This window comes from Paenibacillus sp. TAB_01 (assembly GCF_043945595.1).
Classification (GTDB): Bacteria; Bacillota; Bacilli; order Paenibacillales; family NBRC-103111; genus Paenibacillus_S.
The window spans coordinates 896584-922252 of the sequence record NZ_JBIFNP010000001.1 but is presented as its reverse complement, the minus strand read 5'-3'; the positions used below and the strand labels follow the sequence as shown (position 1 = coordinate 922252).

Annotated in this window: 26 protein-coding genes and 2 pseudogenes; 9 read left to right on the top strand and 19 right to left on the bottom strand. The window is 54.0% G+C overall.

Features of this window, described 5'->3' with window-relative positions; all coding sequences use genetic code 11:
* Positions 1 to 15: 15 nt before the first annotated feature.
* The 7 genes from ACHHV8_RS04510 to ACHHV8_RS04480 all read right to left on the bottom strand — a co-directional run bounded on the left by ACHHV8_RS04510 (position 16) and on the right by ACHHV8_RS04480 (position 6184).
* Positions 16 to 966, bottom strand: coding sequence for a metal ABC transporter solute-binding protein, Zn/Mn family (locus ACHHV8_RS04510; protein ID WP_395157145.1), 951 nt, complete (start codon positions 964 to 966; stop codon positions 16 to 18).
* 322 nt (positions 967 to 1288) lie between these two features.
* The gene (locus tag ACHHV8_RS04505; protein WP_395157143.1) at positions 1289 to 3334 is read right to left on the bottom strand and encodes a peptidoglycan D,D-transpeptidase FtsI family protein; all 2046 of its coding nucleotides are present in this window, start codon (positions 3332 to 3334) and stop codon (positions 1289 to 1291) included.
* A 37-nt stretch (positions 3335 to 3371) separates the two neighbouring features.
* A complete protein-coding gene (locus ACHHV8_RS04500) occupies positions 3372 to 3770 on the bottom strand; it encodes an HAD-IA family hydrolase (protein WP_395163420.1) in 399 nt (132 codons plus the stop codon).
* Positions 3686 to 4114 carry a hypothetical protein gene (locus ACHHV8_RS04495; RefSeq protein WP_395157141.1) on the bottom strand — a complete coding sequence of 143 codons (429 nt, stop codon included), beginning with the start codon at positions 4112 to 4114 and terminating at the stop codon, positions 3686 to 3688. Before ACHHV8_RS04495 ends, ACHHV8_RS04500 begins: the two co-directional genes overlap by 85 nt.
* 187 nt (positions 4115 to 4301) lie before the next feature.
* Positions 4302 to 5465: a transglutaminase domain-containing protein gene (locus tag ACHHV8_RS04490; protein ID WP_395157139.1), complete on the bottom strand. Its 1164-nt coding sequence runs from the start codon at positions 5463 to 5465 to the stop codon at positions 4302 to 4304.
* Positions 5466 to 5529: 64 nt separating this feature from the next.
* Positions 5530 to 5952, bottom strand: coding sequence for a hypothetical protein (locus ACHHV8_RS04485; RefSeq protein WP_395157137.1), 423 nt, complete (start codon positions 5950 to 5952; stop codon positions 5530 to 5532).
* A 79-nt stretch (positions 5953 to 6031) separates the two neighbouring features.
* Positions 6032 to 6184 carry a hypothetical protein gene (locus ACHHV8_RS04480; protein ID WP_395157135.1) on the bottom strand — a complete coding sequence of 51 codons (153 nt, stop codon included), beginning with the start codon at positions 6182 to 6184 and terminating at the stop codon, positions 6032 to 6034.
* 129 nt (positions 6185 to 6313) lie between these two features.
* Here ACHHV8_RS04480 and ACHHV8_RS04475 point away from each other — a divergent pair, with 129 nt between their 5' ends.
* The 3 genes from ACHHV8_RS04475 (at position 6314) to ACHHV8_RS04465 (ending at position 9847) form a co-directional block, all read left to right on the top strand.
* Complete coding sequence (locus ACHHV8_RS04475; RefSeq protein WP_395157133.1) at positions 6314 to 7501, top strand: MFS transporter; 1188 nt, start codon at positions 6314 to 6316, stop codon at positions 7499 to 7501.
* Between the two features lie 168 nt (positions 7502 to 7669).
* The gene (locus ACHHV8_RS04470; protein ID WP_395157131.1) at positions 7670 to 7768 is read left to right on the top strand and encodes a YjcZ family sporulation protein; all 99 of its coding nucleotides are present in this window, start codon (positions 7670 to 7672) and stop codon (positions 7766 to 7768) included.
* A gap of 480 nt (positions 7769 to 8248) precedes the next feature.
* On the top strand, positions 8249 to 9847 hold the full coding sequence (locus tag ACHHV8_RS04465; RefSeq protein WP_395157129.1) for an S-layer homology domain-containing protein: 1599 nt from the start codon (positions 8249 to 8251) through the stop codon (positions 9845 to 9847).
* 115 nt (positions 9848 to 9962) lie between these two features.
* Here the strand turns inward: ACHHV8_RS04465 and ACHHV8_RS04460 are convergent, their stop codons facing one another.
* On the bottom strand, positions 9963 to 10751 hold the full coding sequence (locus tag ACHHV8_RS04460; protein ID WP_395157127.1) for a pirin family protein: 789 nt from the start codon (positions 10749 to 10751) through the stop codon (positions 9963 to 9965).
* Between the two features lie 262 nt (positions 10752 to 11013).
* Here ACHHV8_RS04460 and ACHHV8_RS04455 point away from each other — a divergent pair, with 262 nt between their 5' ends.
* Positions 11014 to 11397: a toprim domain-containing protein gene (locus ACHHV8_RS04455; protein ID WP_395157125.1), complete on the top strand. Its 384-nt coding sequence runs from the start codon at positions 11014 to 11016 to the stop codon at positions 11395 to 11397.
* Here ACHHV8_RS04455 and ACHHV8_RS04450 read toward each other — a convergent pair.
* The 11 genes and pseudogenes from ACHHV8_RS04450 to ACHHV8_RS04400 all read right to left on the bottom strand — a co-directional run bounded on the left by ACHHV8_RS04450 (position 11387) and on the right by ACHHV8_RS04400 (position 19805).
* The gene (locus ACHHV8_RS04450; protein WP_395157123.1) at positions 11387 to 12310 is read right to left on the bottom strand and encodes an AEC family transporter; all 924 of its coding nucleotides are present in this window, start codon (positions 12308 to 12310) and stop codon (positions 11387 to 11389) included. The genes ACHHV8_RS04455 and ACHHV8_RS04450 overlap by 11 nt on opposite strands.
* 28 nt (positions 12311 to 12338) lie before the next feature.
* Entirely contained in the window at positions 12339 to 12974 is a 636-nt protein-coding gene (locus ACHHV8_RS04445; RefSeq protein WP_395157121.1) for an SCO family protein, read from the bottom strand.
* Between the two features lie 100 nt (positions 12975 to 13074).
* Positions 13075 to 13926: a heme o synthase gene (gene cyoE, locus ACHHV8_RS04440; protein ID WP_395157119.1), complete on the bottom strand. Its 852-nt coding sequence runs from the start codon at positions 13924 to 13926 to the stop codon at positions 13075 to 13077.
* Between the two features lie 343 nt (positions 13927 to 14269).
* Entirely contained in the window at positions 14270 to 14440 is a 171-nt protein-coding gene (locus ACHHV8_RS04435; protein ID WP_395157117.1) for a hypothetical protein, read from the bottom strand.
* Positions 14430 to 14801, bottom strand: coding sequence for a PadR family transcriptional regulator (locus tag ACHHV8_RS04430; RefSeq protein ID WP_395157115.1), 372 nt, complete (start codon positions 14799 to 14801; stop codon positions 14430 to 14432). Before ACHHV8_RS04430 ends, ACHHV8_RS04435 begins: the two co-directional genes overlap by 11 nt.
* Positions 14802 to 14895: 94 nt before the next feature.
* Entirely contained in the window at positions 14896 to 15783 is an 888-nt protein-coding gene (locus tag ACHHV8_RS04425) for an urease accessory protein UreD (protein WP_395157113.1), read from the bottom strand.
* Positions 15776 to 16436: pseudogene (ureG, locus tag ACHHV8_RS04420) on the bottom strand (urease accessory protein UreG). The gene ACHHV8_RS04425 and the pseudogene ureG overlap by 8 nt, the downstream one beginning before the upstream one ends.
* A gap of 38 nt (positions 16437 to 16474) precedes the next feature.
* Positions 16475 to 17278: an urease accessory protein UreF gene (locus tag ACHHV8_RS04415; RefSeq protein WP_395157111.1), complete on the bottom strand. Its 804-nt coding sequence runs from the start codon at positions 17276 to 17278 to the stop codon at positions 16475 to 16477.
* 96 nt (positions 17279 to 17374) lie between these two features.
* Positions 17375 to 19105 (bottom strand): urease subunit alpha, encoded by a 1731-nt coding sequence (ureC, locus tag ACHHV8_RS04410; RefSeq protein WP_395163419.1) that lies wholly within the window; start codon positions 19103 to 19105, stop codon positions 17375 to 17377.
* A 14-nt stretch (positions 19106 to 19119) separates the two neighbouring features.
* Positions 19120 to 19485, bottom strand: a complete 366-nt coding sequence (locus ACHHV8_RS04405; RefSeq protein ID WP_395157109.1) for an urease subunit beta — start codon at positions 19483 to 19485, stop codon at positions 19120 to 19122.
* 14 nt (positions 19486 to 19499) lie between these two features.
* Positions 19500 to 19805, bottom strand: a complete 306-nt coding sequence (locus ACHHV8_RS04400; protein WP_395157107.1) for an urease subunit gamma — start codon at positions 19803 to 19805, stop codon at positions 19500 to 19502.
* A gap of 485 nt (positions 19806 to 20290) precedes the next feature.
* Here ACHHV8_RS04400 and urtA point away from each other — a divergent pair.
* The 5 genes and pseudogenes from urtA (at position 20291) to urtE (ending at position 25353) form a co-directional block, all read left to right on the top strand.
* Positions 20291 to 21563, top strand: a pseudogene (gene urtA / locus ACHHV8_RS04395) (urea ABC transporter substrate-binding protein).
* A gap of 95 nt (positions 21564 to 21658) precedes the next feature.
* Positions 21659 to 22564, top strand: coding sequence for an urea ABC transporter permease subunit UrtB (urtB, locus tag ACHHV8_RS04390; protein ID WP_395157105.1), 906 nt, complete (start codon positions 21659 to 21661; stop codon positions 22562 to 22564).
* 85 nt (positions 22565 to 22649) lie between these two features.
* A complete protein-coding gene (gene urtC, locus ACHHV8_RS04385; RefSeq protein WP_395157102.1) occupies positions 22650 to 23774 on the top strand; it encodes an urea ABC transporter permease subunit UrtC in 1125 nt (374 codons plus the stop codon).
* Positions 23775 to 23882: 108 nt separating this feature from the next.
* Entirely contained in the window at positions 23883 to 24674 is a 792-nt protein-coding gene (gene urtD, locus ACHHV8_RS04380; protein ID WP_395157100.1) for an urea ABC transporter ATP-binding protein UrtD, read from the top strand.
* On the top strand, positions 24658 to 25353 hold the full coding sequence (gene urtE, locus ACHHV8_RS04375; protein ID WP_395157098.1) for an urea ABC transporter ATP-binding subunit UrtE: 696 nt from the start codon (positions 24658 to 24660) through the stop codon (positions 25351 to 25353). Before urtD ends, urtE begins: the two co-directional genes overlap by 17 nt.
* Positions 25354 to 25669: the final 316 nt, after the last annotated feature.

The following is a 25669-nucleotide window of genomic DNA, read 5'->3' as shown; positions in this document are numbered from 1 at the left end:
GCTCACTCCCTTTCTTTATTTCAATGCATTCACGATCGTGTCGACATTGTGCCGGACCATACCGATATAGGTTCCTTCGGCCGTTCCTTCTTTTCCCATCGCATCGGAGAACAGCTCGCCGCCGATCTTGACTTCATGCCCTTGCTTCTTCGCTCCTTCGATCACCGCTTCGATCGATTTTTTCGGTACGCTCGATTCCACAAAGACCGCCTTGATTTGCTGGCTGACCAGGAATTCGCGCAGGTCGCTCACATCCTTCGACCCGTATTCGGAGGCGGTGCTGATTCCTTGCAGCCCCATCACCTTGATATGGTACCGGTCGCCGAAATAGCCGAAGGCGTCATGGGCGGTAACGAGTACTCTCTGCTGCTCCGGAATGGAGGCAATTTGCTCCATTGCGTAAGTGTCCAGCTCCTGAAGCTGCTTCAGGTAAGCCTCTGCGCTGCTGCGGTAAGCGTCGGCGTGCTCCGGATCGGCCTTGCTCAGCTCGTCGCGAACGACTTCCGTCGCCGACATCCAGTGCTTCACATTGAACCAAATATGCGGGTCATGCGCAGCCTCCCCGTCTTCCCAGCCCCGCAGCTCCGATTCGGGAATGGTCTTCGAGACGGCAACCGTCGGCTTTTCCGCGGCCATTTTCTCGAAAATTTCAACCATCTTCCCTTCCAAATGCAGACCGTTATAGAAAATGATCTGCGCCTGCTCCAGCTTCTTCACATCCCCTTGCGAAGCCTTGTATAAGTGAGGATCCACTCCCGACTTCATGAGCCCAGTGACCTCGACATGCTCCCCGCCTACTTGCTTCACGATATCCGATATCATGCCTATCGTCGCAGTCACCTTGATTGGACCCGAGGCATCGGCAGCGGGCCGGCTTGGAGCGCATGCGGCAGCAAGCGCCGCCATGGTTAGAAACAATAGAGTAAGCCAAAAACGTTTGAATGACGAAACCTGCCTTGCTTTCATTTTCATTCCACTCCCTGTTTATTTATTTCACTGCCAGATTCCTATGTCGCTGAAAAGTTGTCTTAGACCTACTTTTTTGACTAGGGCAACTTTTGTTTCTCAGATGACTATATTTTTATATTATACAAATTTGTTTCCTTAGTGCAACTTTTTTATAAAAAAATCTCCACCTCTTCTCCGAGCCAACTTGATTCAGCTCGAAGGGAGACGGAGAATGGATAGCTGCCCGCAATCTTCCAGGCGGCTTCAATTGTTTGTACAAGCGGCATATCTATGCGCGGCGCAATGCCTTATTTTCAATATCATATTCAGCTAAAGAAAGTTACGGAGCGGCCTTGTCGGCCGGATTCCCCTTCGGTACGCCATCCAGGCCGTACTGTTGGTCGTATGCGTCGAAGATTTTACGGGCAATCGGCGCTGCATTCCAGGCTCCGAAGCCTCCCTCCGGCACCACGACGGCGATAGCGAGCTTCGGCTTCTCTGCAGGCGCATACGCGATGAATACCGCGTTATCGATCATTTTACCGCCGACCGATTGGGTGGACGTCCCTGTTTTACGCGCAACCGAGTAAGGGAAGCCCTCGAAGCCCTGCACGTTAACCTTCAGCATCCCGCGTTGAATCGAATCCCAGTAAGATTGCGGGAACGTCGTTTCCTCCATCACTTCGGGCTCCATCTGCTTCACCGGCTTAAAATCGTACGTTTCGATCTTATCGACCAGCAGCGGCTTCAGCTTCTTGCCCTTATTCGCCAGCGTCGTCGCATACTGCGCCAGCTGCAGCGTCGTATACTTTTCGTTCTGGCCCCAAGAAGCATAGACCATACGGGACTGCAGCGTTTCCTTCGTATTCGTCTTGAACTCGCTGATCCCCGCAAACTCTCTCGGCAGTCCGCTGCCTGTCAGGACGCCCAACCCGAACTTATTCATGTAAGATTCCCAAATATCAACCGCTTTGGAGCCGCTCCGCATATACAGCGGGTTGCCAATCATCGCCGACATGAACGTATTGGACGAATGCCAGATGGCATCTGCCGCATTAATCAGCCCGTACGCGGCACGGTCCGAGTTCGTCAGCTTCGCGTTGTTGTCTTTCCCGTAGCTGAACTCCCCCGTATCGTTATAAGTCGTATTCACAGTGAACAAATTTTCGTTCAGCCCGATCAGCACCGATAACGGCTTTACGACGGAGCCCATGTACACGATGGACGTCGGGTGATTCTTCAGCTCATTATCCGGGTAATCCGGGTAAGCCGTCGTAATCGTTCCGTTGTTGATAAACGGCTGAATCCGGTTGTAGTCGTCCGTCGAGATGCCCCCGCTCCAAATATTCGGATCATAGTCCGGCATGCTCGCCATCGCTACGACACGCCCGGTATCGACTTCCATAGCCACGGCATAGCCGGCCCGGGCATTCGGAGCGTAGCCGTAGTGCGTTGCGCGGGCCGTCGACGACTTCGCATAGACCAATTGATCGAGGATGGCCTGCTCGGCCACCTGCTGAACGTCCTTGTTAATCGTCAGGAACAGGTTGTTCCCTTTCTTCGGAGGCTCGATCGACACTTTCCCGATAATTTTCTGCGAGGCGTTTACCGGATACGTCTTCATTCCGCTTTTGCCCCGGAGATCCTCCTGATACATCAGCTCGATGCCGTCGTAGCCTACATCCTCCGTATCCAGGTAGCCTGCGGTATTGTCTTTGTTTTTGTAGAAATCGAGTCCGTTCTTCGGCTCTCTCGCCCGGGAGAACGGCCGCATATAGCCGATCAGCTGTACGGCAAGGTTATCCGTATCATAATTTCGGATGCTCTCCTCCATGACCTCAAGCCATTTCAGCTCGTCGCGGTTCTCCAGAATATAGGCGATTTCCTTCTGCGACAATCCAGATTTCAGCCGCCGCGGCACGAACGAGTAGCTCGGCGGTGTCGTTGTTTTCTTCTCCAGATCGTAGCCGACGTCCATTTCCTTGAGGATATCGGCAGCGGTCAGCACGGTTTTGGCATTAGCGTCCCCGTACTGCTTGAACAAAGCCTCCAGCTTGTAGGCAAGCGCGATGACATCATCCTTTTTCTGATCCGTTTCCATGCGAAAATAAAGCGACTGCGTCGAGGAAGTAAAAGCGATCGGATAGCCGTCGCGGTCAAAAATATTGCCGCGGATCGGCGCAATCGGCGTATCCCGTTTGGTCGTCAAGGCTTCCTCCGCCTTCAGCTGCTTGCCCTCCACAAATTGGAGAATAGCCAGGCGAACAATCAGCACGGAAAATAAAAAGAACGTACAGAAGAAAAATAAATTAATGCGCAGTGTATGATGGCGGCGCTTGTTCATCTCATGCTTTTGCGGATCGTCCGTGGAATGAGACTTTCTCATGATGAATACAGCTCCTTTAAATCTTTACAAAATAACATTACCGCTCCGCCTCTTGATCCAGCAGCTCCCGCAGAGAGTGGATCCCTTCTCCGGAATGGTAATCGTAACGCTTGATCTTGACCGCATCGATCCCTGCCTGATTCGGCGCCCAAATGTCGTTGCGGTCGTGATCGCCGACATACAGCACTTCCGACGCCGACAGTCCGGCGCGGGCCAGCGCCAGCTCGAAAATGGCCGGGTTCGGCTTTTCCAAGCCAACCTCCGTCGAAACGATCACGGGATCGAAATAATGCAAAATGCCTTTATGCTTGAGAATCGACGACAGCGTCGGCGCAAAATTAGAAATGATGCCTAACCGCAGCCCCCGTTCCTGCAGCTTCGGCAGGCATTCCGCCACATCATTGAATAACTGGTAATGCTCGGGACCCGTGAACACATCATACAGTTCGTGACAGCACGCGTGTATTTGGTCCTCGACCAATCCTCCTCATTCGCCCCCAGCTTGTCCAGAATATAGCGGTACAGCTTCATCCAGAAAGCCCTGTCCGATTCAGGCGTGCATGCCTCGAACGGGTCCAGCTGCTTGCCGTAATAAAACAATCGAAAGGCTTCGGTAAACAAACTGCCGACCTGCTCTTCTCCCCTGTGAAGAGACCTCGCGGCCAGCACCTGCTGCATAATGATCCGTGACTCCGGTATAGTAATTAACGTATCTCCTACGTCAAAAAAAACGGCTTTGTATTGATCCAGCGGCTTGCGTCCTTGACTTATTTCATTCATTGACTGAACTGGCTCCTTTTCCCCATGCTTGGTTCATTTTCTTGGAACACGCTAATCTTCGTTTTTTACGCACAATTAGTAGTTTACCATAACTTCCGCAGAAAGAAAAAAGCCGGCTTCTCCCGCGCGCAAACGGCGGTCTCCGGCTTGAATTTATCGTATTTCGGCCGCTGCCGGTACGATATGATTAGGCTTCCCTGATATGCGTTTCGTTAAAGTTCGGCGGGTTAAACCAGTTGCCTCCGCTTGAAACCCAGGTAGAGTCCAGCGGCACCCATGCGGCCTTATCGGACAAGTAGACTTCGTTCCAGGCATGCGGGCCATAACCGCCGCGTCCGTCGTAGCCGAGGCCCGTCACCACTTTGACCTGCAGCCCGACCGACCGGGCCATCACGGCGTAGAGCCGGGAGTAGTCGATGCATACGCCTCTTTTGGTGGCGAATGTCTCCTCCGGCGTCTGCTCCTTCCAGATGCGCTGCTGCTCGTACAGGTTCACTTTATCCCAATCGTAAGTGACGCGGGTGCCGACCCAGCTGTACAGCAGCTTGGCCTTCTCTTCATCCGTATTCCCTTTCGCCGTCACCTGCTTGGCGGCAGCCGAAATGTCACCCGGAATGTTCGCATCCACCACTTCGTATTTGCGCTGCAATATTTGGCTGAATTCCGCTTCGACCGCCCTTGTAAACACCGGCAGCTGGCTGGCGAGGAAGTCGCCGGTGACGGGCCGGATTACCCCCGTCGCCCCCTTCTGATACAAGCCGGAGGCCTGGATGTACTGCGCCGCCTGCGTCTGCGGAAACAACGACGTAACAATAAACAGTGCGGCAATGATCATCAGCGCCCTGGCTGCACCGGTCAGCGCGCCGATCGCCCCGCCCGCCAGGCTGCTGAGCACGGAGGGCCCTCCCTTATGCTCCAAAGCCGCCTTCTGTCTCGCAGCGCCGGACAACCAGGAGTCGATCAGAGGGTCCATCAGCCGGTACACCACCTGCTTGACTACAACATACCCGACGGCAAACAAAATGCCGTACCGCAGCAGGGTGAAATCGCGCACGCCGGTCACGACCGTGTAGTAGATCTGCTCCGGCAGTCCGAGCGTTTCCTTCGGAATCTGCAGCTGCCGGGCGACCAGCCAAGCCTGCACCTTCGGCGACAGCCAGTCCGCCAGCTTCCATGCGGACAGCAAGCCGAGTACCGTAGCCGCCCCTTCGGCTATCATCATCGTCAGATGTCTGGCGGACAAGGAGGCTCCTCTGAGCAGTCCCTGGATGACCGATACCACCAAAGTGCCCGCCAGCAGCAGCGTAATCCAGTTCCACGCGCTTAGCGTCTGCCATGCTTGCTGAAGCATGTCCTCTCCTCCTTCCGCCTTCGAATCTTCCTCTGCGAAGCTTAGGCCCCGCAGGCGTCTTCCGCTACAGCTTGGTATTGTTCTTTGCCTGTTCGATCAGTGCATTTAATACATCGTCCACTTTCATCGTAAAGGTCTGATTCATAAAGGTCACTTTCACATCGCTCGAACCGGGCTGTCCGTCCAGCCGAACGCTTTTGGTCATCACTGTAAACGTTCCATCCGGATTCTGCTTATACTGCGCTTCCTTCATCTCTCCGCTCACGACTTTAACCGCCTGGTTCTTCACTTCAGCCGTCGCCGCCGTTCCGATGTTCATCAGCTGCTCCTTATAGCTGGCTCCATAAAAGAACAGTCCCGCCAGCACGGCCAGCACCAGTACCCACTTGACGACCGTCTTCACAATTCGAATGACAATAAATAATACCACGATCGCCGCAACAATAATAAACCAGCGTTCCTGTAAAAAAGCCGTCAAAAAATCCAAACCTCATCGCTCCCCTTTACTGCTTCCTATCGGATCTGCCAGTTCTAAAATCTCTCTGCTATCATACAACATCCGCCGCTTACTCTTCATCTCTTTTCTTTCTCAGCGCAGCCAATTTGGCCTGGATTTCTTCGGCACGATCCCCTTTTCTTGCCTTTCGGTACGTATGCCGGATGCGTAGCAGCACGCTGAACGCGATGACTGCCAGCACAGCAATGACAAACGGCTCCATCTCTTTCCTGCCTCTCCCGCCAGCCTGCAAAAAAATGTACTAACCCCAAGGCTTGTCACGTAAAAGTAATGATAAAGGCTTTTTTCAGGCAAGCCCTCATTATCCGATAAGGCTCGAGGTGAGAACGATTTGAAAACTGCAATTTGGCTTTACTTGTTCATGTTTGTTGCCTTTTTCGACCTGCACGCGCAGTATCCGATCCTGTCTCCGTTCGCGATTTCGTTAGGTGCCGCCCCTTCGTTTATCGGATTGATTCTCGGCGTCTATTCCATCACGCATCTGCCTGGCAATCTGATTGCCGGCTTCGGGGTAGACCGCTACGGCAGCAAGCGGTTTATTGTGTTTAGCCTGATTGTAGCAGGTATCGTACTGCTTGTTCAATCTCGGGTCACCGACCCGTGGGATCTGCTGATCATCCGGTCCATCAGCGGCTTTGTGCTCGCCTTTCTATCGCCCGCCTGCTTGTCGCTGCTGGCCAAATTGGCCAAGGACAGCGTCCAGCAGAGCAAGCTGATGGCCGGTAACGGGCTTGTGCATACGATGGCCTCCGTGCTGAGTCCGGCGGTCGGCGCGTTCCTTGTAGCCAAGCTCGGGTTTGTCCATTCCTTCACTATCCTCGGCTGGATCCTGATTGTGACAGGGGTCCTGGCTATTTTCGGAGTGAAGGAAAAGCAGTACGCCCAAACGGCCGGCGAGCTGTTTCCCAATGAATCCCCCGGCCTAGCCGGCCATCACCATCACGCGCCGGCCCTAGCCAATGAAGACAGTCCCTCGCTGGAAGGGCCGCAGCGTATTCCTTGGCTGTTCTTCGGCATCCCGCTTGCCATTTCTTGCTCGCAGGGCATTCTTTTTTTCGAGCTTCCATTGATGAAAGAAAGCAGCGGTTCCATTCTTACCTCCGGCATTTTGTTTTCGCTTGTCAGTCTGGGGGCCTTGGTTACGCTCAGCATGCTGTTCTTGAACCGGATCTCTCCGCTTCTTCGAACTTCCATGGGCAGCTTGGCACTGGCATTTATTTTCTTCGGTATGTCGGTCCATTGGCCTCTTCCGATCCATGTATCGTTATTTCTTATCGGTATGGCCAAAGGCGTCATTTTCCCGTCTATCGCCTCGCTGCTCGCAAGCATCACCAGCCGCGACAGATATGGCCGCGTTTTTTCGATCCTGTCGATCTCTTTTTCCATCGGGGCGTTTATAGGACCCATTGTTGCCGGACATATGAGAAGCCATACTTCCCCTTACTTCATCGCCTTCCTATGCTTGATGGCGGCGCTGTCGATTCTTCCGCTGCGAGCGTTCAAGCCGGTTCATATCTAGCCGGAGCAGGCACGGAATTAGGAATCCTGTCCCGGAAAAGCATGCGGAGATTCAGGACATCCGCCTCACCCATTTTGACGAAGGTAGGTGTTCGCACAGACCTTTGATCTCCTCCCACATACTATAGAATTGTCAGATGACAACCGCACCACGAAAGGAGAGATTTCAATGGGAGCATGTGAAGTAGGCGGCGCCTGGACTTCTGTAGGAGTCATTCTTGTATTGTTTATTCTGCTGGTTATCGTTACCAGCGCTTTCGTCTATTAAGACGCTAATTACTCAGAACGCCCCTTCAATTAGAGGCCGCTGAAAAAATCACCGCTGCGATTACGGATCCTTCTTACGATCGCTGTTGTCCCCGCATTTCTTTGATTGTATCCCGCTTTGAGCGGTTGAAATGCGGGGACAAAGGCGAACGTTTGTGCTTCTACAGAATGATTCCGTACACGCTGCTCGATTGTCAGGTGCCCCTTCAAAGGGGCGTTTTTTAGTTTATTCCGATTTTTACCGGACAGGCTGTTTCGGTCGTTTCATTGCCGGGTAATGGTTACTCGGGTGACGATGCCAGTACACACAATTAACATTATTCCCTAGTTTTAATTCTCTTTTGGAAAACGACGGACACAATTGTGGGATGGCTATCGAACAATTATGAATGAGATTTTAAACAAGGGAGGTGAAATCTTGATGAAGGGGCTGCAACACAAAACAAAACAATTGACCAGAAAAGATAGGAGTGAGCCTTACATGAAGCCAGCTGTCTTCAAAAAAACGGCGCAGGTAACCGTTATGATGCTAATCATCTCCGCCCTGCTGCCGGTACTAGCATTCGCTGCTACCGGGTTTACTAACGATGCCAACGAAAAGGTAGTTTACAGTAACGGAACTGTATCCGGCTCGGTCTACTCAGAAACTTACAGTGACAATGTTACCGTAAGTGTATATCGTCCAGACGGTACTTTTTTACAAACTACTACCGCTTCCAGCGTCTACCACGATGTGTATAATGATCTTTATAAGTACCAATTTTCTGTGTCCGGCTTGCCAAACCTTAATTATTTGACGCTTCAAGGAACGGTAGACGAATCCGTTTACTACAACGTATATAACTCCAGTTCCAACAACAATGGCGGTAGCAGCCACCACGGCGGCGGTGGAGGCGGCGGTATCTCTAGCGGGCCTAGCCTTTCCGTACCTTCCGACGGCAGCATCGATGCCAACACATTGAAAAATGCTTTGGCTAACAACGATGTCGTCGAGCTGCAATTGAGCGGCGACCTGGCTCTGATTCCTGCTAAAGCTCTTGTCGATTATGTAAGCGACAAGAACAAAGCGTTGAAAATCATCAACGATAAAGGCACTTATTTGTTACCTCTTTACGTTCTGAACCTGAATGACCTGGCAAGCAAACTGGGCACTGACGTCGATAATACGACGATTAAAGTTTCCATCAGCGCAGCCAGCGAGACAGATGCTAACGGCCTTGCTTCCGCTGCAGCCGCTCTGGGCGGTACAGTAGCAAGCAGCGCGGTTGACTTCAGCCTTGCTGCAGTAGGTCCGGATGATCAAACGCAAGCGATCGACCTGGGAAGCAACTATCTCAGCCGTACGCTGCCGTTGACCAAATCCGTAGATCCATCGCACGCTACTGCAGTGGTATATGACCCTGCAACGAACAAATTAAGCTTCGTGCCTTCCTTGTTCACCAACACAGACGACACGAACGAAGTAGTTATCAAACGCAACAGCAACAGCATTTACTCCGTTATCGAGCTGAACAAAAGCTTCAACGACATCCAAGGCCATTGGGCTCAAGGCTACATTGAGCTGCTGGCTAACAAATTGGTTGTCGACGGCGTAACGGATACATCGTTCCAGCCTGAACGCAATATCACGCGTGCTGAATTTGCAGCATTGGTCGTACGTGCGTTGGGCCTCAATACTTCGGCAAGCACCGGAACATTTAACGACGTGAGCTCCAGTGACTGGTTCTCCGGCGTTGTAGGCGCAGCCGTATCCGCTAAAATCATTGACGGTTATGAAGACAACACCTTCAGACCTAATCAATCGATCACGCGTGAAGAGCTTGCTGCCATGGTCGTTCGCGCTCTGAATTATGCAGGTGCGAAGCCTGAAGTATCCTCCGATCGCCAAGCCACGCTTCTTGCAAAATTCCAAGACGCGAATCAAATCGTCTGGGGTCAGCAGGAAATGGCTGAAGCTATCGAAGCCGGCATTGTAGACGGCATGACGGACAGCACAATTGCTCCTGCAAGCCAAGCAACCCGTGCTCAATCCGCTACTATGCTGAAACGTTTGTTGACGAGAGCAAATTTCATCAACTAACCGCAAGGTAAGGTATCACTCTAGAGCAACACCACTCTCCAATAAGGAAACGGCCCGGCGTCATTGGACGCCAGGCCGTTTTTTTCATCTGGATGCAGAGGCGGAGCCGCCTCTCTTATCTTTTCTTGTAGAGCGGGTAATCGACCTCGGCCGGAACCTCGATCAGAATCATCCGCAGCTTGGAATCGGCGGTCAGCAGCAGCTCGGAGGCTGCCGTTCCTTCCGCTTCAAGCACGGAGAAATCTTTGTTCTGAAAGCTGACCGGGGTCACCGTACCCGCCATATCCCCCGCTGCCGTCCAGGCTCCCCCATCTCCGCGAATGGCCAGGGCCGCCAGGACTTTGCCTGCTTGCAGGCTGTGCCGGTACGTCGATCCGGGCAGCAGCTCCACATCCCACATGCGAATGTCCGTAACCAGCTCCACCGGAGCATCTTCTCCAATGATGGTCTTCACGGTCATCCCTTCCGACGGCTGAACGGGAAAAGCTTCATGCTCATACTGGCGGTAGGTTGGCTTGCGCTGCAGCGCTTCGCGGATATGGGGCTCGAACCAAATCTGAAAGCCTTCGGAATCAGGCCCGATGAACCGTTCGGCATGAGATACGCCGGAACCCGTCTGCATAACTTGGATGCCTCCGGCCTGAACAACGCTGCGCGTGCCGAGCGAATCTTCATGCGCTGCCTGTCCGTTCACCATATAGGTAATAATTTCAAAAGCCTGATGCGGATGCATCGGGATATATCCTTCCTCCGGCGTATGAGCCCATGCCCAGTAAAACAGCGGGCCGATCCCCTTCACCGCGGAGCCTTCGCCGGGAAAGCCGATCGGCTTTTGCTCCGTAATTTTGCCTCCGTCAAATGCCCCTACGGCTTGCTTCTGCGGCGGATAGATGGTTATTTTCATCGCTGTCCACTCCTTTTATTTATTTAACTTGTCAGTCAGTTACTTATTTTTATTTAGTTAATAACATTATTTTAATTCAAATTCATCCGTCCGTCAAGCGCCCTTCATAAACTCGCATTTCCTAGGAAATAAGCGGGATGCCGGGGTTGGAAGCTGCGGTAAAACTGGATATACTACTTACAAAGGTTTAAACTTCTGCACCGCTTACGAAACGAATGCGCGCTTATGATCCCAAATCCTGTTAACAAGGCTGGTGAAACCGATGGGAATAACAATCATCGTCGAAGGAAAAAACGATAAAAGCAGGCTTCGCCGCCTGTTGACCGACGACGTTGCCATCCTGTGCACGTTCGGTTCCTTAAATACGGAAAAACTGGAGTCGCTGAAGAAAAAGGTGGGCCAAGACGAGGTATTTTTATTTACCGACAATGACGCTTCCGGCAAAAAAATAAGAGGCATGCTCCGGGATACGTTTCCCGATTCGGAGCAGATTTACACGCGAAGAGGCTACGCGGGAGTAGAGGGGACACCGGATGACTATGTCATTCAGCAATTGGAAAAAGCCGGCCTGGAAGCGTATATCGTTTACCCTCCGCAGGAACCGGCTTTTCCGATGCAAAGCTCGAAGCCTTCCGTTATGAAATGAATCTCATCAAATAGATGACCAGCGTCACCGTAAATATACTGAAAATCGTCGAAGAAAAGACGACTTGGGAGGAGAATTCAGGCTCGTTATCATACTCTACTGCAAGCAGCACGGTGCTGAGCGAAGTGGGCACTGAGCTGGAAAGTACCAGCGCTTGCGCCATGACGCCATGAATCCCCATCAGCCATACGATAGCAAAGCTCACTACCGGGCCTACAAGCAGCCTCAGCACATTGGACAGCAGAACGTCGGAGAATCGCAGCCGCCATGTCATACTGCCGAGCTGGACGCCAAGCGTAATCAGCGCCGTCGCGATAAACGCATCGGAAATGTAGTTGATCGGCGCATAAAGCGATTCCGGTACCGGGACGTGAAGCCCTCTCATCAGAAATGCGACCGGTATGACATAAATAATAGGCATGCTCAGAATCGTCCGCAGCGACTCCTTCGGATTCCGCTTATGCGCATTCACGCTGTAAATCCCGTAGGTGTTCGGCAGCAGACTCTGCATCATCATAATAATCATCTGGACCGACAGCGTAAACGCATCGCCGACAAACACGAGCTGATTCAGCGGAATGGCATAGTTGGCGCTGTTGTAAAACATTATGCTATTGCGCATCGCCGTCACCATGCCGCCCTGATAGCCCCGCAGCTTCATGACCAGCTCTACCAGCAAATACATGGCGGCAAAATAAAAGAGGAAAAACAGCAGCGTTTTTCCCAGCAAAGCGACGGTCAGCTCCGACTCGTACAGCATTTTAAATACGATCGCCGGAGAAAATAAGTAAAAGTTGAGCTTCGATAACGTTCGGATATCCAGCTTGAACGCCCGGTAGAGCCAGGCGCCCAGAGCAATCATAACGGTCAGCGGTATAACGTTGTTCAGTAGTATGTGTGTAAAATAAGTCATAGCTGCGTGTTCCTGATGCCTTCCTCTGCTACTCTTTGGTCAGTCCCATCATATCCTGCACGATTTTATCGATGTTCAAATCCGCATCGCTTCCGTCATAATAGCTGCGCAGATCGCCTTTCTTATCCACGAGCAGAATAAAATTTTGATGCGTAAAGGTGCCGCCCTGCGGGTCCTTTATCACCATCAGACCGAATTTTTGGGCCAAATCGAGCGTAGCCGCTTCTTCTCCCCGCAGGAAGTACCAGCCTTTATAGTCCGGGTGATACCGGCCGGAGAACTCCTTGAGCTGGGCCGGCGTATCCTTGGTCGGATCGAAGGTGATCGAGACAAGAGCCGTCTTGTCGCCGAAGCCGCCTTTTTTCACCAGCTGATCCTGAATCTTGGACAACGTGTACGTGGTCGGAGGACAAACATCCGGGCACGTAGAGTAAAAGAAGTAAACAAGCTTTACTTTCCCCGCCAAATCGGCCGAGCCGACCTTCTTCCCGTCGAGGTTTTCCAATTGGAAATCCGGCGTCTTTTTGATTACATCCAGCTTCTGCTCCTTGCCCTTCATCAGTATATAAGCGAATGTCCCGATCATAGCCAGCAGCAGTACGACGACCATGATTTTGAACCATTTGCTTTGCCCTTTTGCTCCTGCGTTTGCTTCTGTATCCATTATGTACCCTCTCCTCGTTCACTCTGCAAAAAAAGCCCCATGCTTTCATGGGACTTCATCGCATCCAGTGTATTGACTTGAACGTCAGCCCGGCTGCCGCTCAGCCTACTGTTGTTTTTACTGTAGTCAGGACGATGATGATAAACAAGAGCGTCAAGTAGTTAATCGAATAGATGAACATTTTCTTCGCCCATTGCACCTCATCCTCGGCCTTAAAGCCTTTGAGACACAGGAAAACCCAGTATAAGCCCATGAGCGCCGCGGCATAAAAATAGATGACGTTCACGTACCCGTAAACGTACAGCAGCAATGATACCGGCACGATCAGTACGACATAACGCATCATGGCCATCTTCGTAATGTACGAGCCCTTCACCACCGGAAGCAGCGGGAAGCCCGCAGCCCGGTACTCCTCGACGCGGCGAATGCCCAATGCCCAGAAGTGAGGCGGCTGCCACAAGAACATGATGCCGAACAAGATCAGCGCTCCCGCATCGATATCCTGACGCACCGCACAGTAGCCGATCACCGGAGGCACGGCGCCGGAGAAGCTTCCTACGAAGGTGCTCCATACGGAAGTCCGTTTAAACCAGGCGGTATATACCCAAACGTACAAGAACAGTCCCAGCATACCGAGGAGCGCAGCCATCGGATTGACCAAGAGCCAAAGTCCCGACACGCCGATAATCCCTAGAATAATTCCGTACCACAGCACTACCTGCGCAGGGAGCTTCCCGGTTGCCGTCGCCCGGTTCTGCGTTCTTGCCATCTTCGTATCCATATCCCGGTCCAGATAGTTGTTCAGCACACAGCCGGATGCCATGACCAGCGCCGTTCCAATCATGGTATACAGCATCTGCAGCCAGTTCACGTGCCATCCGGAAGCGACCCAGAAACCGCCGAACGCCGTAATGGAATTGGAGAAAATAATGCCTGGTTTAGCCAGCTGCACGAAGTCTCTCCAAGTGACAGGCTCCTTGATTCGTTTCCGCCTCAGCCACCGCCTGCGCGGAATCTGCCGGAAGATCGAGTCCTATTTGTTTTCCCACTTAATTTGTACCTCCTAAGACCTTTTCTATATCGAAAAGTTACTTTGCATCGATTCGCTTCATGACAAGTGACGTTGTTCACAAACTCCGTCGAGAGCTCTGTCCAAGCCCTCCTCAGATCTCCTTTATCATATCAACCCCGTAACCTTTTGACAACAAAACGCGCTAGGAATTCAAAATATTGTCGATATATCGGGTAAAAACGTTCAATAACCACAAAATGAACGAGCTGCGCCTGCCGGACCGTCACGCCATGGAAGCTAACAGCCTCTGAAGAAAGCGGAGATCCGCATCGATAATCTCCATCGTATTCTCTACCGCCCACAGCTGGGCATCTTCGCCGCCCTGCGCAGCCAGCTCCGCTCTGCGCGTCTCCCACAGCAGTCTGGCGTCTTCCAGCCTCTTCTTATTCTGCATTAAAAACGAAAAAGCATCCTTGCTGTCTAAAATCGACAACCAAGGCAGTATGGTAAAAAAAGCGGAGCCCGTCTCGTGCGGGGGCTGCAGCACAGCGGCTTGCAGCAGCTCTTTGAACGTTTCTCTTCCCTGCTCCGTCACCGCATAAATCTTGCGCAGGCGGGCTCCGGTGCGTTCTTCCGATTCGGTACTGGACCAGCCCCTCCTTCTCCATCTTGTTCAAGGCGTAATAAATGGAGCCCGACAAGATGTGGGCCCAGACGTCCAGACGCCGGGACTGGATTTGCTGCTGAAGCTCATAGCCGTGCATCGGACGCTCCATCAGCATGCCAAGCAGGATCATGTTCGTTAAATGGATCATTCCTTCTTCACCTCGCGCAGCTTGATATAAATGCAAAATCCGCCGGTGCATGCCCGGCGGACGCATAAGATGATTTAATATCGGTTGGCTTATATTATTTTCGCACCAACAAAGGCGGCTTGTCAAAAAGCTCTCTTCGCAGCCACTGCCAGGCTGCATCGAGCAGCCGTTGAATTTCATATACTTTATGGCCCAATATCGAAAGCACGAGGCCGTGCTTGTAGGTCCGGCTCACCCCGGTATACAAACGCTCCGCCGGCATCGGCATATGAGCTTGCGCCGTGTTGTCCCGCACCTCCAGCTGGATAAATTCCCTCAGTCTTTCGGCTAGAGCCGCATCCGCCAGGTCGCTGAACAAATACAGCGTGCCGCTGTGCGTATACGCCCCCCAGCTGCCGATACCGCCAAGCCGCTGCCTGGCCGGTTCGATCCGCTGCCTGCCGGAATAAATCAATTCGCCGCTGTAAAAGACGGACAGCTTATTCTGAAAGCGGTCATATTGGAATACTTCTCCGCGCTGCGTACGTCCGGGACAGACGACGTCCGACATCAGCAGCGCAGAGCCCGGCTCCAAATGAACCTCCGTGCTGCTCAAGAAAGCTGCGTCTTTATACAGCATCAGAGGCTCGGGCATATATTCGACATAGCTGCCGCGCTGCAGCCGCAGCGTCTGCTTTTGCCTGCTCAAGACAGGCATCGTTTCCCCCGCGGCTCCCGCCTCGGCACGGGATGGATGCACCTTCGTATACGATTGGTTCGTTATGAACACATTCGTCTGCTCGCCGAAACGCCAATCCAGCTCGTAATGATCTCCGGACATGATGCCTGGAGAGGCATCCATCACGTACACGCCGAGCTGGCCTCCTTCGAAAGGAAACGCCTTGGCGATTTTGAGCGGGTACGCATGGAATCTGTCGCTGAGCCGGGTCTGTCCGTTCGCTTCGACGAAGGCCGCGGATACCCGGCCGGTGACATTAGGCACGATGGAATTCCTTCTCGATCCAGTCGACGATCGTATCTAAGCCTTGGCCGTTGAACAGGTTGGAGAATACGTACGGTCTGTCGCCGCGCATTTTGATCGTATCCTCTTCCATCACCGCCAGGCTTGCTCTAACATGAGGAGCCAGATCGATTTTGTTAATGACGAGCATATCGGAACGGATGATGCCGGCACCGCCTTTGCGCGGGATTTTCTCTCCCTGCGCCACGTCGATAATATAGATGAAGCGATCCACCAATTCCGGGCTGAAGGCTGCAGCCAAATTGTCCCCGCCGCTTTCAATGAAAATGATGTCCAAGTGGGAGAACCGGTTCTCCAGCTCCTCAATCGCTTCAAAGTTCATCGAGGCATCCTCACGGATCGCCGTATGCGGGCAGCCGCCCGTCTCTACGCCGATAATCCGCTCTGCCGGCAAAGCTTCGGAGCGAATCAAAATATTCGCATCTTCCTTCGTATAGATATCATTCGTAATAACAGCGATGCTGTAACGGTCGTTCAGCTTGCGGGCCAGCCGCTCGACAAGGGCTGTTTTGCCTGAACCGACCTGGCTCGCCGATGCCGATTCTCATCGGACGATCCAGGTGGGGATGGTCCGGCGTTTCCCAATGATGATGATGCGATGCTCCTTGACACATATGCGTCAGCCTCCTCTAAATGGATGATTGTTGTATAGTTAGGACATGAACAATCGGGAATACAGCGCCTCGTGGCGCATCATGGCAATGTCGGCGAAGGGCGTATTGCCGAACCCATCCTCTAGCGGATCCAGGGACGAGGCTTCCCGCCAGGCGTCGGCAATGACCGGCAGCAGCTGGGCGAGCAGCCGCTGCCCCTCGGTCTGGCCGATTGACATCAGCCTGAGGCCGCTGTTGATGCAGGTCATCGTTGCGGCATACAGGTATCCTTCGGCCGCCATGGCGAGGGCGACCTGCAGCCGGTAGCTAATCCACCCGTGAATAAGCGGGTGGGTGCCGAAGCAGCGCTGCTCCCGGATCGCTTCCATCAGCGGTTCCCAGCCCAGCTCCGGATACATCGCCCGGGACAGCTGCAGCAGCCGCCTGCCCATTTTGACGACGCCTTCTCTCGTCTCTGCGGCCGCCCTCTGTACATGCTGCGTCCGATCGACCTCCCAGAGCGACGGACCACGCCTGATCAGGCGTGTACTGATAGACGGCTTTGACCGCCAAGGCGTCGACAGGCGCCCAGCTCTGGTACAGCATCGTCTCGATATATTGCCGAAGCTGCTCCGGCTTCTCGACGACACCGAGCTGAACCAGCGTCTCCAGTCCGAACGAATGGGAGAACCCGCCGATCGGAATGGCGGAATCCAGCAGCTGCATATAGGAGAGCCACGAATGTGTAGTCGGTTGCTGCATGAAGTTAGTTGCCCCCCGCTCCGTCTATTGGCAAAGCCGGCGCTGCGGAAGATGGGGTATCTCCGGTCGCTGTTGAAATTGTGAATATTGAATGGAACCATTAGAGGTCTATTCACAATTTCAAAGGCGAACGCTTGCGCTCCTGCAATACCCCATCCTCCTCCGCAAAAGCTTTGCAAATAGATTCGCTATATTAATTAGAAAAGAAAATACCGCTGCGCCATAGGCAGCTCGGAGGCCGGTTCGCAAGTGATAGCCTCGCCGTCCACCTTCACCTCATACGTTTCCGGGTTGACCTCGATTTTCGGTGTCTCCCCGTTATGAATCATATCCTTCTTGGTCACGCTGCGGCAGTTCTGTACCGGCTCAATGCGTTTCTGCAAGCCAAGCTGCTTGTGCACGCCCAAATCGAAGGCCGCCTGCGAAATAAACGTAATATTGTGGTTCAACGCTTTGCCGAAGGAACCGAACATCGGCCGTCCGAACACCGGCTGCGGCGTCGGGATGGAGGCGTTCGGATCCCCCATCTGGGCGTAAGCGATGATGCCGCCCTTCAGCACCAGATCCGGCTTGATCCCGAAAAACATCGGGCTCCATACTACCAGATCCGCCAGCTTGCCGACTTCGACCGAGCCGACCAGATGGCTGATGCCGTGCGTGATCGCAGGATTGATCGTATATTTCGCCACATAGCGCTTAATCCGGAAATTATCCTGCTCCGCTCCCGCCTCCGCAGCGGCATCCGTTTCCCCTGGGGCAGGCAGGTGCCCGCGCTGTTTCTTCATCTTATCCGCCGTCTGCCACGTGCGGATAATGACCTCGCCGACGCGGCCCATCGCCTGGGAGTCGGAGCTCAGCATACTGAACACGCCCATATCGTGAAGAATATCTTCCGCCGCGATCGTTTCGGGCCGAATCCGCGAATCCGCGAAAGCGACATCCTCTGGAATGCGGCTGTCGAGATGATGGCACACCATCAGCATGTCGAGATGCTCTTCGACCGTATTAATGGTAAAAGGACGCGTCGGGTTAGTAGACGACGGAAGCACGTTCAGCTCCGCTGCGGCACGGATAATATCCGGCGCATGGCCGCCTCCCGCTCCCTCGGTATGATACGTATGGATCGTCCTGCCGCCGATCGCGGCAAGCGTATCCTCGATAAAGCCCGCTTCGTTCAGCGTATCCGTATGGATAGCCACCTGCACGTCGTATTGGTCTGCAACCTGCAGGCAAGCATCGATAGCCGCCGGCGTCGTGCCCCAATCCTCATGAAGCTTGAGACCGATCGCCCCCGCCTCCACCTGCTCGACGAGCGGAGCCGTGAAAGAAGCGTTGCCTTTGCCCGTGAAGCCCAGATTCATCGGAAAAGCCTCGGCCGCCTCCAGCATCCGGTACATATGCCACGCTCCGGGCGTGCACGTGGTCGCGCTTGTGCCCGCGGCAGGGCCTGTCCCGCCGCCGATCATCGTCGTCACGCCCGAGGCGAGCGCCGTTTCGATCTGCTGCGGACATATATAATGAATGTGCGTGTCGATGCCGCCCGCCGTAATGATTTTGCCTTCTCCGGCGATCACCTCGGTACTGGCGCCAACGATCATTTTCGGATGGACGCCATCCATCAGGTCGGGATTTCCGGCTTTGCCGATAGCAATAATGTTCCCGTCTTTAATGCCGATATCGGCTTTGACGATCCCCCAATGATCCAAAATAATCGCATTGGTAATCAGCGTATCCAGCACGCCTTGATCGCGGGTATGCCGGCTCGATTGACCCATCCCGTCACGAATGACTTTGCCGCCGCCGAATTTGCATTCTTCCCCGTACACGGTATAGTCGGCTTCAATTTCGGCCCAAAGCTCCGTATCCGCCAGGCGAACCGCATCTCCGACCGTCGGACCAAACATCTGCGCATAAGCTTTACGATTCATCGTAGCCACGTAGGTTAAACTCCCTCCTTCCAAGCATCCAGCCGCTTCTTCACATCCGGGGGTAGCGAGCCGGCGACAGCTTCACCGTGCGATAAGCCGTTCAAGCCGTAAGAAAGCTTCGCTCCTCCGAGCTCGACCAGCTGCACCGGCTTCTCCTCGCCCGGCTCGAAGCGCACCGCCGTGCCTGCGGGAATGTTGAGCCGCATGCCGAAAGCCTGCTCCCTGTCAAACAGCAAGCCGCGGTTCACTTCAAAAAAATGAAAGTGCGAGCCGACCTGCACCGGCCGGTCCCCGGCATTGATTACAATGAGATCGGCTGTCTTTTTGCCTTGATTAAGTTCAATGTCGCCCGCCTTGACGCGGTACTCGCCAGGAATCATCCGTATGCTCCTCTCTAATGGCTTATGGGATGGTGAACGGTTACAAGCTTCGTCCCGTCGGGAAAGGTCGCTTCCACCTGCACCTCGTGAATCATCTCGGGCACGCCTTCCATCACCTGATCCGCCCTCAGCACCGTCGTCCCGTATTGCATGAGCTGGGCTACCGTCATTCCGTCGCGGGCCCCCTCCATAATTTCCGATGTGATCAATGCAATGCTTTCGGGATAATTCAGCTTGACTCCCCGCTGCAGCCGTCTTCTGGCCAAATCCGCAGCGACGGTAATGAGCAGCTTTTCCTTTTCCCTCTCCGTCAAATGCATAATTGAAGTTCCTCCTTCAAGGCTTTACGCGGACGCGATGAATGTCATAATACCTGACGCAATAAACACGAATATTGAGTCACTGCTAAGTCTATTATATTCGCAATTCCGAAAGCTGTAAATCTTTTGTGTCATTTTAATTCCCCTACAAAAGTCCTGATTCTACGTTTTTTCCGTCATTCATTGGATTTAGAAGGATTAAATCCCTGAATAAGGAACAAAAAGCCGAAAATTTTATCACTGTAAAATTTTATGTCAAGTATATTGACACACAGTTTACACATAATCTATGATATGACATGTGAGAAAACATTCCAAATGTGCCTACAGCTTTGAAAATCCGAACATTGTTCGGATTTTGGCTCCGGATGTTACCCTCCAAGAGCATGGGAACGAAGCAGACCTTGTCTGCATCCCGCTCTCCGCCATCGCTGACGCATGATGATGACGATGCGGAAATCTATTTTTGAAGAGGAGTGGATCGAATGAAGGTACAAAAAAGAGGGATCAAAGTTTTAATGGCGGTGTGCATGTCGTTTACCGCATTGCTGGCCGGGTGCGCGACAACCGCCCAGCCTTCGTCAGCTCCTGCAGCGACAGAGACGAAAACGGACGCCAAGACGGCCGACGCAGGAGGCGACACGATTCCGGTAGGCATTCTACACTCCTTGACAGGCACCATGTCCATCAGCGAGGTTTCCGTTAAGGACGCGGAAATGATGGCTATTGAAGAAATCAACAAAGCCGGGGGCGTGCTCGGCAAACAGCTCAAGCCTATTATTGAGGACGGCGCTTCGGATTGGCCGACCTTTGCCGAGAAAACGAAGAAGCTGCTGCAAAAAGACAAAACCGCAGTCATCTTCGGAGGCTGCGACCTCCGCAAGCCGTAAAGCCGTGCTTCCGGTCGTCGAGCAAAACAAAGGGCTCTTCATCTATCCTGTACAATATGAAGGCTTGGAGGCGTCTCCGAACATTTTCTACACCGGCGCAACCACGAACCAGCAGATCGTTCCGGCCGTCACCTGGCTGCTTCAGAACAAAGGCAAGAAGTTTTTCCTGCTTGGTTCCGACTACGTTTTCCCTCGGACCGCCAACAAGATTATTAAAGAACAATTAAAGGCGGAAGGCGGCACGCTGATCGCCGAGGAATACACCCCTCTCGGACATACCGACTACAACACCATCATCAGCAAAATTAAAAAAGAAAAGCCGGACGTCGTCTTCAATACACTCAACGGCGACAGCAACGTGGCGTTCTTCAAGCAGCTGAAGGATGCGGGCATTACCGCCAAGGATTTGACGACCATGTCCGTCAGCGTAGCGGAGGAAGAAATCCGCGGGATCGGCGCATCGGTGCTGGAAGGGCATTACACCGCCTGGAACTACTACCAGACGACCGACACCCCGGAAAACAAAAAGTTCGTTGAAGCCTACAAAGCCAAATACGGCCAAGACCGCGTAACCGACGATCCGATCGAAGCAGGCTATTTCGGCGTCTATCTATGGGCGGAAGCGGTGAAAAAAGCAGGCTCTGTCGAGGTGGATAAAGTCAAGGAAGCTGCCAAAGGCATCGAATACAACGCACCGGGTGGCAAGGTCAAGCTCGACGGCGATAACCAGCACGTGTATAAAACGGTTCGGATCGGCCAAGTGCAGGCCGACGGGCTGATTAAAGAAGTCTGGAATTCGGGACAGCCGGTCAAACCGGATCCATTCCTCAAAACGTATCCATGGGGCGCTGAGGTCACGAAAAAATAGATTTCGCTTAGACGCGGCATGGGTCGTACACGAACTAAAGAACGGGGCTGCCCCATCGCGGGCAGTCTTCCGTTTTACAAGGGAGGTTGAAGCCGATGGGCTTGCTGCTGCTTCAATTATTTAACGGCATTTCGCTCAGCTCCATTCTGCTGCTGATCGCGCTCGGTTTGGCCATTACGTTCGGCTTGATGAACGTCATCAACATGGCCCACGGCGAGTTCATCATGATCGGCGCCTATATGGCGTACACGATTCAACAGCTGTTTCAAAAATTCGTCCCGGCCTCCGCTTTCGGCTGGTACTTCATTCTTTCCATCGGCGTCGCGTTTGCCGTCGCTTTCGCTATCGGCTGGCTGCTGGAGGTCACGCTGATCCGCTTCCTGTACGGGCGTCCGCTCGACAGCCTGCTCGCTACCTGGGGCGTGAGTCTCGTGCTGCAGCAGCTGGCGCGGCAAATTTTCGGAGCGCCCAACGTTGCCGTTAAGGCGCCGGAATGGCTCGAAGGCGGTCTTGTGCTAAGCGAAGACCTGACGCTTCCTTATAAAAGACTGTTTATCATCGGCCTGGTCGTCGTTTGTATCGTCATTATTTACTTATACCAATATCACAGCCGGGGCGGCCGCAATATGCAGGCGGTGATGCAAAACCGCGGCATGGCGTCCTGCCTAGGCATCTCCACCCGCCGCGTTGACGCGCAAGCCTTTGCCTTCGGCTCCGGGATGGCCGGAATCGCAGGCTGCGCGCTGACCCTCGTCGGCCCGATCGGCCCTTCGATCGGCACCTATTATATCGTCGACGCTTTTATGGTCGTTGTGCTAGGCGGCATCGGGAAGATCATCGGTACGGTAGCCGGAGCTCTCGGCATCGGCGTGCTGAATACCGCATTCGAGTATACGACCAGCGCGACGCTGGGCAAAGTCATTGTGTTCACGCTCATTATTGCGTTCCTGCAGTGGAAGCCGTCGGGTCTGGTTACGACGAGATCCCGGGCGCTGGATTAAGGCTGTTCTTCCGAATTGACGGAAGCCGCAGCTCATATTTTCGCGAACCCAGCTTCTTCACGGAAGCTCTAAGGAGTTGATAGCTATGCATTTGTCCCTGTCCAATACGAAAATAAAAATCGCGTTCACGCTCGTCTTGTTCGCCTTGATGCTGGCGGCGCCGATGTTCCTGTCTGAATTCCGGCTGTCGCTGCTCGGCAAATTTCTGGCTTACGCCATTATCGCCATGGGGCTTGATCTGATCTGGGGCTATACCGGTATCCTAAGCCTCGGGCACGGGGTTTACTTCGGACTTGGCGCCTACTGCATGGCGATGCATCTGAAGCTTGTCGCCTCGCACGGAGAGCTGCCCGACTTCATGTCCTGGAGCGGCATTGAGAAGCTGCCTGCCTTCTGGCTCCCGTTCCAGTCCCCTGCTGCGGCCATCCTGCTGGCGATTCTCGTTCCGATGGCCGTCGCGTTCCTGCTCGGCTATCTGACGTTCCGCAACCGGATCAAAGGCTCTTTCTTCTCGATTTTGTCCCAGGCGCTCGTCATCATCACGGTAACGCTGTTCGTCGGACAGCAGGGCTATACCGGAGGCACGAACGGCTTGACCAATTTTGATTCGTTCCTCGGCCTGTCGATGGGCGAGCCGTCGACCAAGCTGATGTTCTACTACATTACCGCATTCGTCGTCATCGCCACGCTCATTCTGTGCCAATGGCTCGCTTCCAGCCGTTTGGGCAAAATTCTCGTTGCCGTCCGGGATGCGGAGAACCGCGTCCGCTTTATCGGGTACAACCCGGTGACGTACAAGGTGTTCATTTACTGCTTCTCTGCAGGCTTGGCGGGACTCGCCGGTATTTTGTTCGTGCTGCAGGAAGGCATCGTCTCTCCCGCACAAATGGGCATCGTGCCTTCCATCGAAATGGTGTTATGGGTCGCTATCGGCGGACGGGCGACAATCTTTGGAGCGATTCTCGGCGCGGTCATCACGAATGCGGCCAAGACCAGCTTCAGCGAAGCCTATCCCGAATGGTGGCCGATTATTCTCGGCGCCATGTTCATTGTCGTCGTATTGTTCTTGCCGAAGGGCATCGTGGGCACCTGCAAGGAGCTGGCGGAAAAACGCGGCTGGTTCCAAGGAAAGACCCGATCCCCGCTTCAAGCTTCGTCCCAAGCGAGGGTTACCCTGGATAACGATACCAATCCCGCGGTGACCAAATAGGGCGTTTCGTACGATTCGCGAGTGCTGCTGCGCTGCATCCCCCGCACGGCAGCCCTAACGGATAAAGATGCATATTTTGCTTCGCATAACCCAAAGGAGGAACCTCAGATGATGGAGACATCACCAAGAAAAACAACAGCAGCCGACTTGCTGAGCGTCGAACAGCTCGAAGTTGATTTTGACGGCTTCAAAGCCATCCGCGGACTGGACTTCTCGCTCCAATCAGGAGAGTTACGCTTCTTGATCGGTCCGAACGGCGCAGGCAAAACGACTTTGCTCGATGTGCTCTGCGGCAAAGTAAAGCCTTCCAAGGGGAAGGTTCGGTTCAAAGACATCGATCTGGCAAAGCATCAGGAGCATCAAATCGCCCAGCTTGGCGTGGGACGCAAATTTCAGGCGCCGTCCATTTTCGTTACGCTGACCGTTCAGGAAAATCTGCTGCTGTCCATGCGCCAAAAACGCGGCCTGCTCAGCTCGCTTATTGCCAAAACCACACCGGAGCAGCGCGGGCGGATGAGGTATTATTTGAACATGATCGGACTCGAGCCGAAAGCTGCGGAAAAAGCCGGCTCGCTCTCTCATGGCGAGAAGCAGTGGCTCGAGATCGGCATGCTGCTGATCCAGGAGCCCGAGCTGCTGCTGCTGGATGAGCCGGCGGCCGGGATGACGGACAGCGAAACCGAGAAAACCGGCGAGCTGCTGCACAGAATCAGCGACAACCAAACTGTTGTGGTCGTCGAGCACGACATGGAGTTCGTCCGCCGGTTCGCCAAGACCGTCACCGTGATGCATGAGGGAACGGTCCTGCGCGAGGGAACGATGCAGGACATTCAGAATGACGACAAGGTCGCCGAGGTTTATTTGGGAAGAAGGGGTGAACGCGATGCTGAGCATACGTGAACTGGAGGCCGGTTATGGAGAAAGCATGATTCTGCGCGATGTGAGGATGCAGGTGGAGCCTGGACAGGTGGTCTGCCTGATGGGCCGCAACGGCGTCGGCAAAACAACCCTGATGAAGACGATCATGGGCTTGATCAAGCCGCGCAGAGGCAGCATTGCCTACAATGAGCGCGATCTGACCCGCGCTTCGCCCGACAAGCGGGCCAAAGCCGGCATCGGCTATGTGCCGCAGGGCAGAGATGTGTTCCCGCAGCTGACGGTGGAGGAGAACTTGCTGCTCGGACTCGAAGCGTCCAGCATCCGGCGCAAAAGCGTCCCCGAGTCGGTCTACGGCATGTTTCCCGTGCTGAAGGAAATGATGCGCCGCAAGGGCGGCGACCTCAGCGGCGGGCAGCAGCAGCAGCTGTCCATCGCCCGCGCGCTCGTTGCCGAGCCGAAGCTGCTGCTCCTGGATGAGCCGATGGAAGGCATCCAGCCGTCCATCGTGATGGAGATCGAGCAGGTCATCGAATCGATCAAAGCGAGCAAGCGCATGTCGGTTCTGCTCGTGGAGCAAAGCCTTACGTTCGCCACCAGCATCGCGGATTACTACTACGTGCTCGATAAGGGCACGATCGTCGCCGAGGGCAGCTCCTCCACATTGAGCGAGGAGCAGGTGAAGAAGCACCTGGCCGTGTAGCGCGCAGGCGCCGCGGCCGCGACAAGCACATTGAAAAACAGCGGCGGGCAGCGGCTGTTTTTTCGTGCGCAGGGGTGCGGGACGGGCAGAGCTGGGGACGGGCAGAGCTGGGGCCGGCTGGGCGGGACTGGGTGCGCCGGGCTTTTCGCGTACCCAGAGCGGGCAGGAGCGCGGAGCAGCTGCAAAACAACGGATGCAGCGCAAGGCTTTGGCATTATTTAGCTTGCGCGCAGCCGCTATTCTGCCTGGACCCGCCGAATACGTTTCGCTTGCTCGCCGGGACAAGCCGACGCAGCTTCCGCAGCATTGGCAAAAG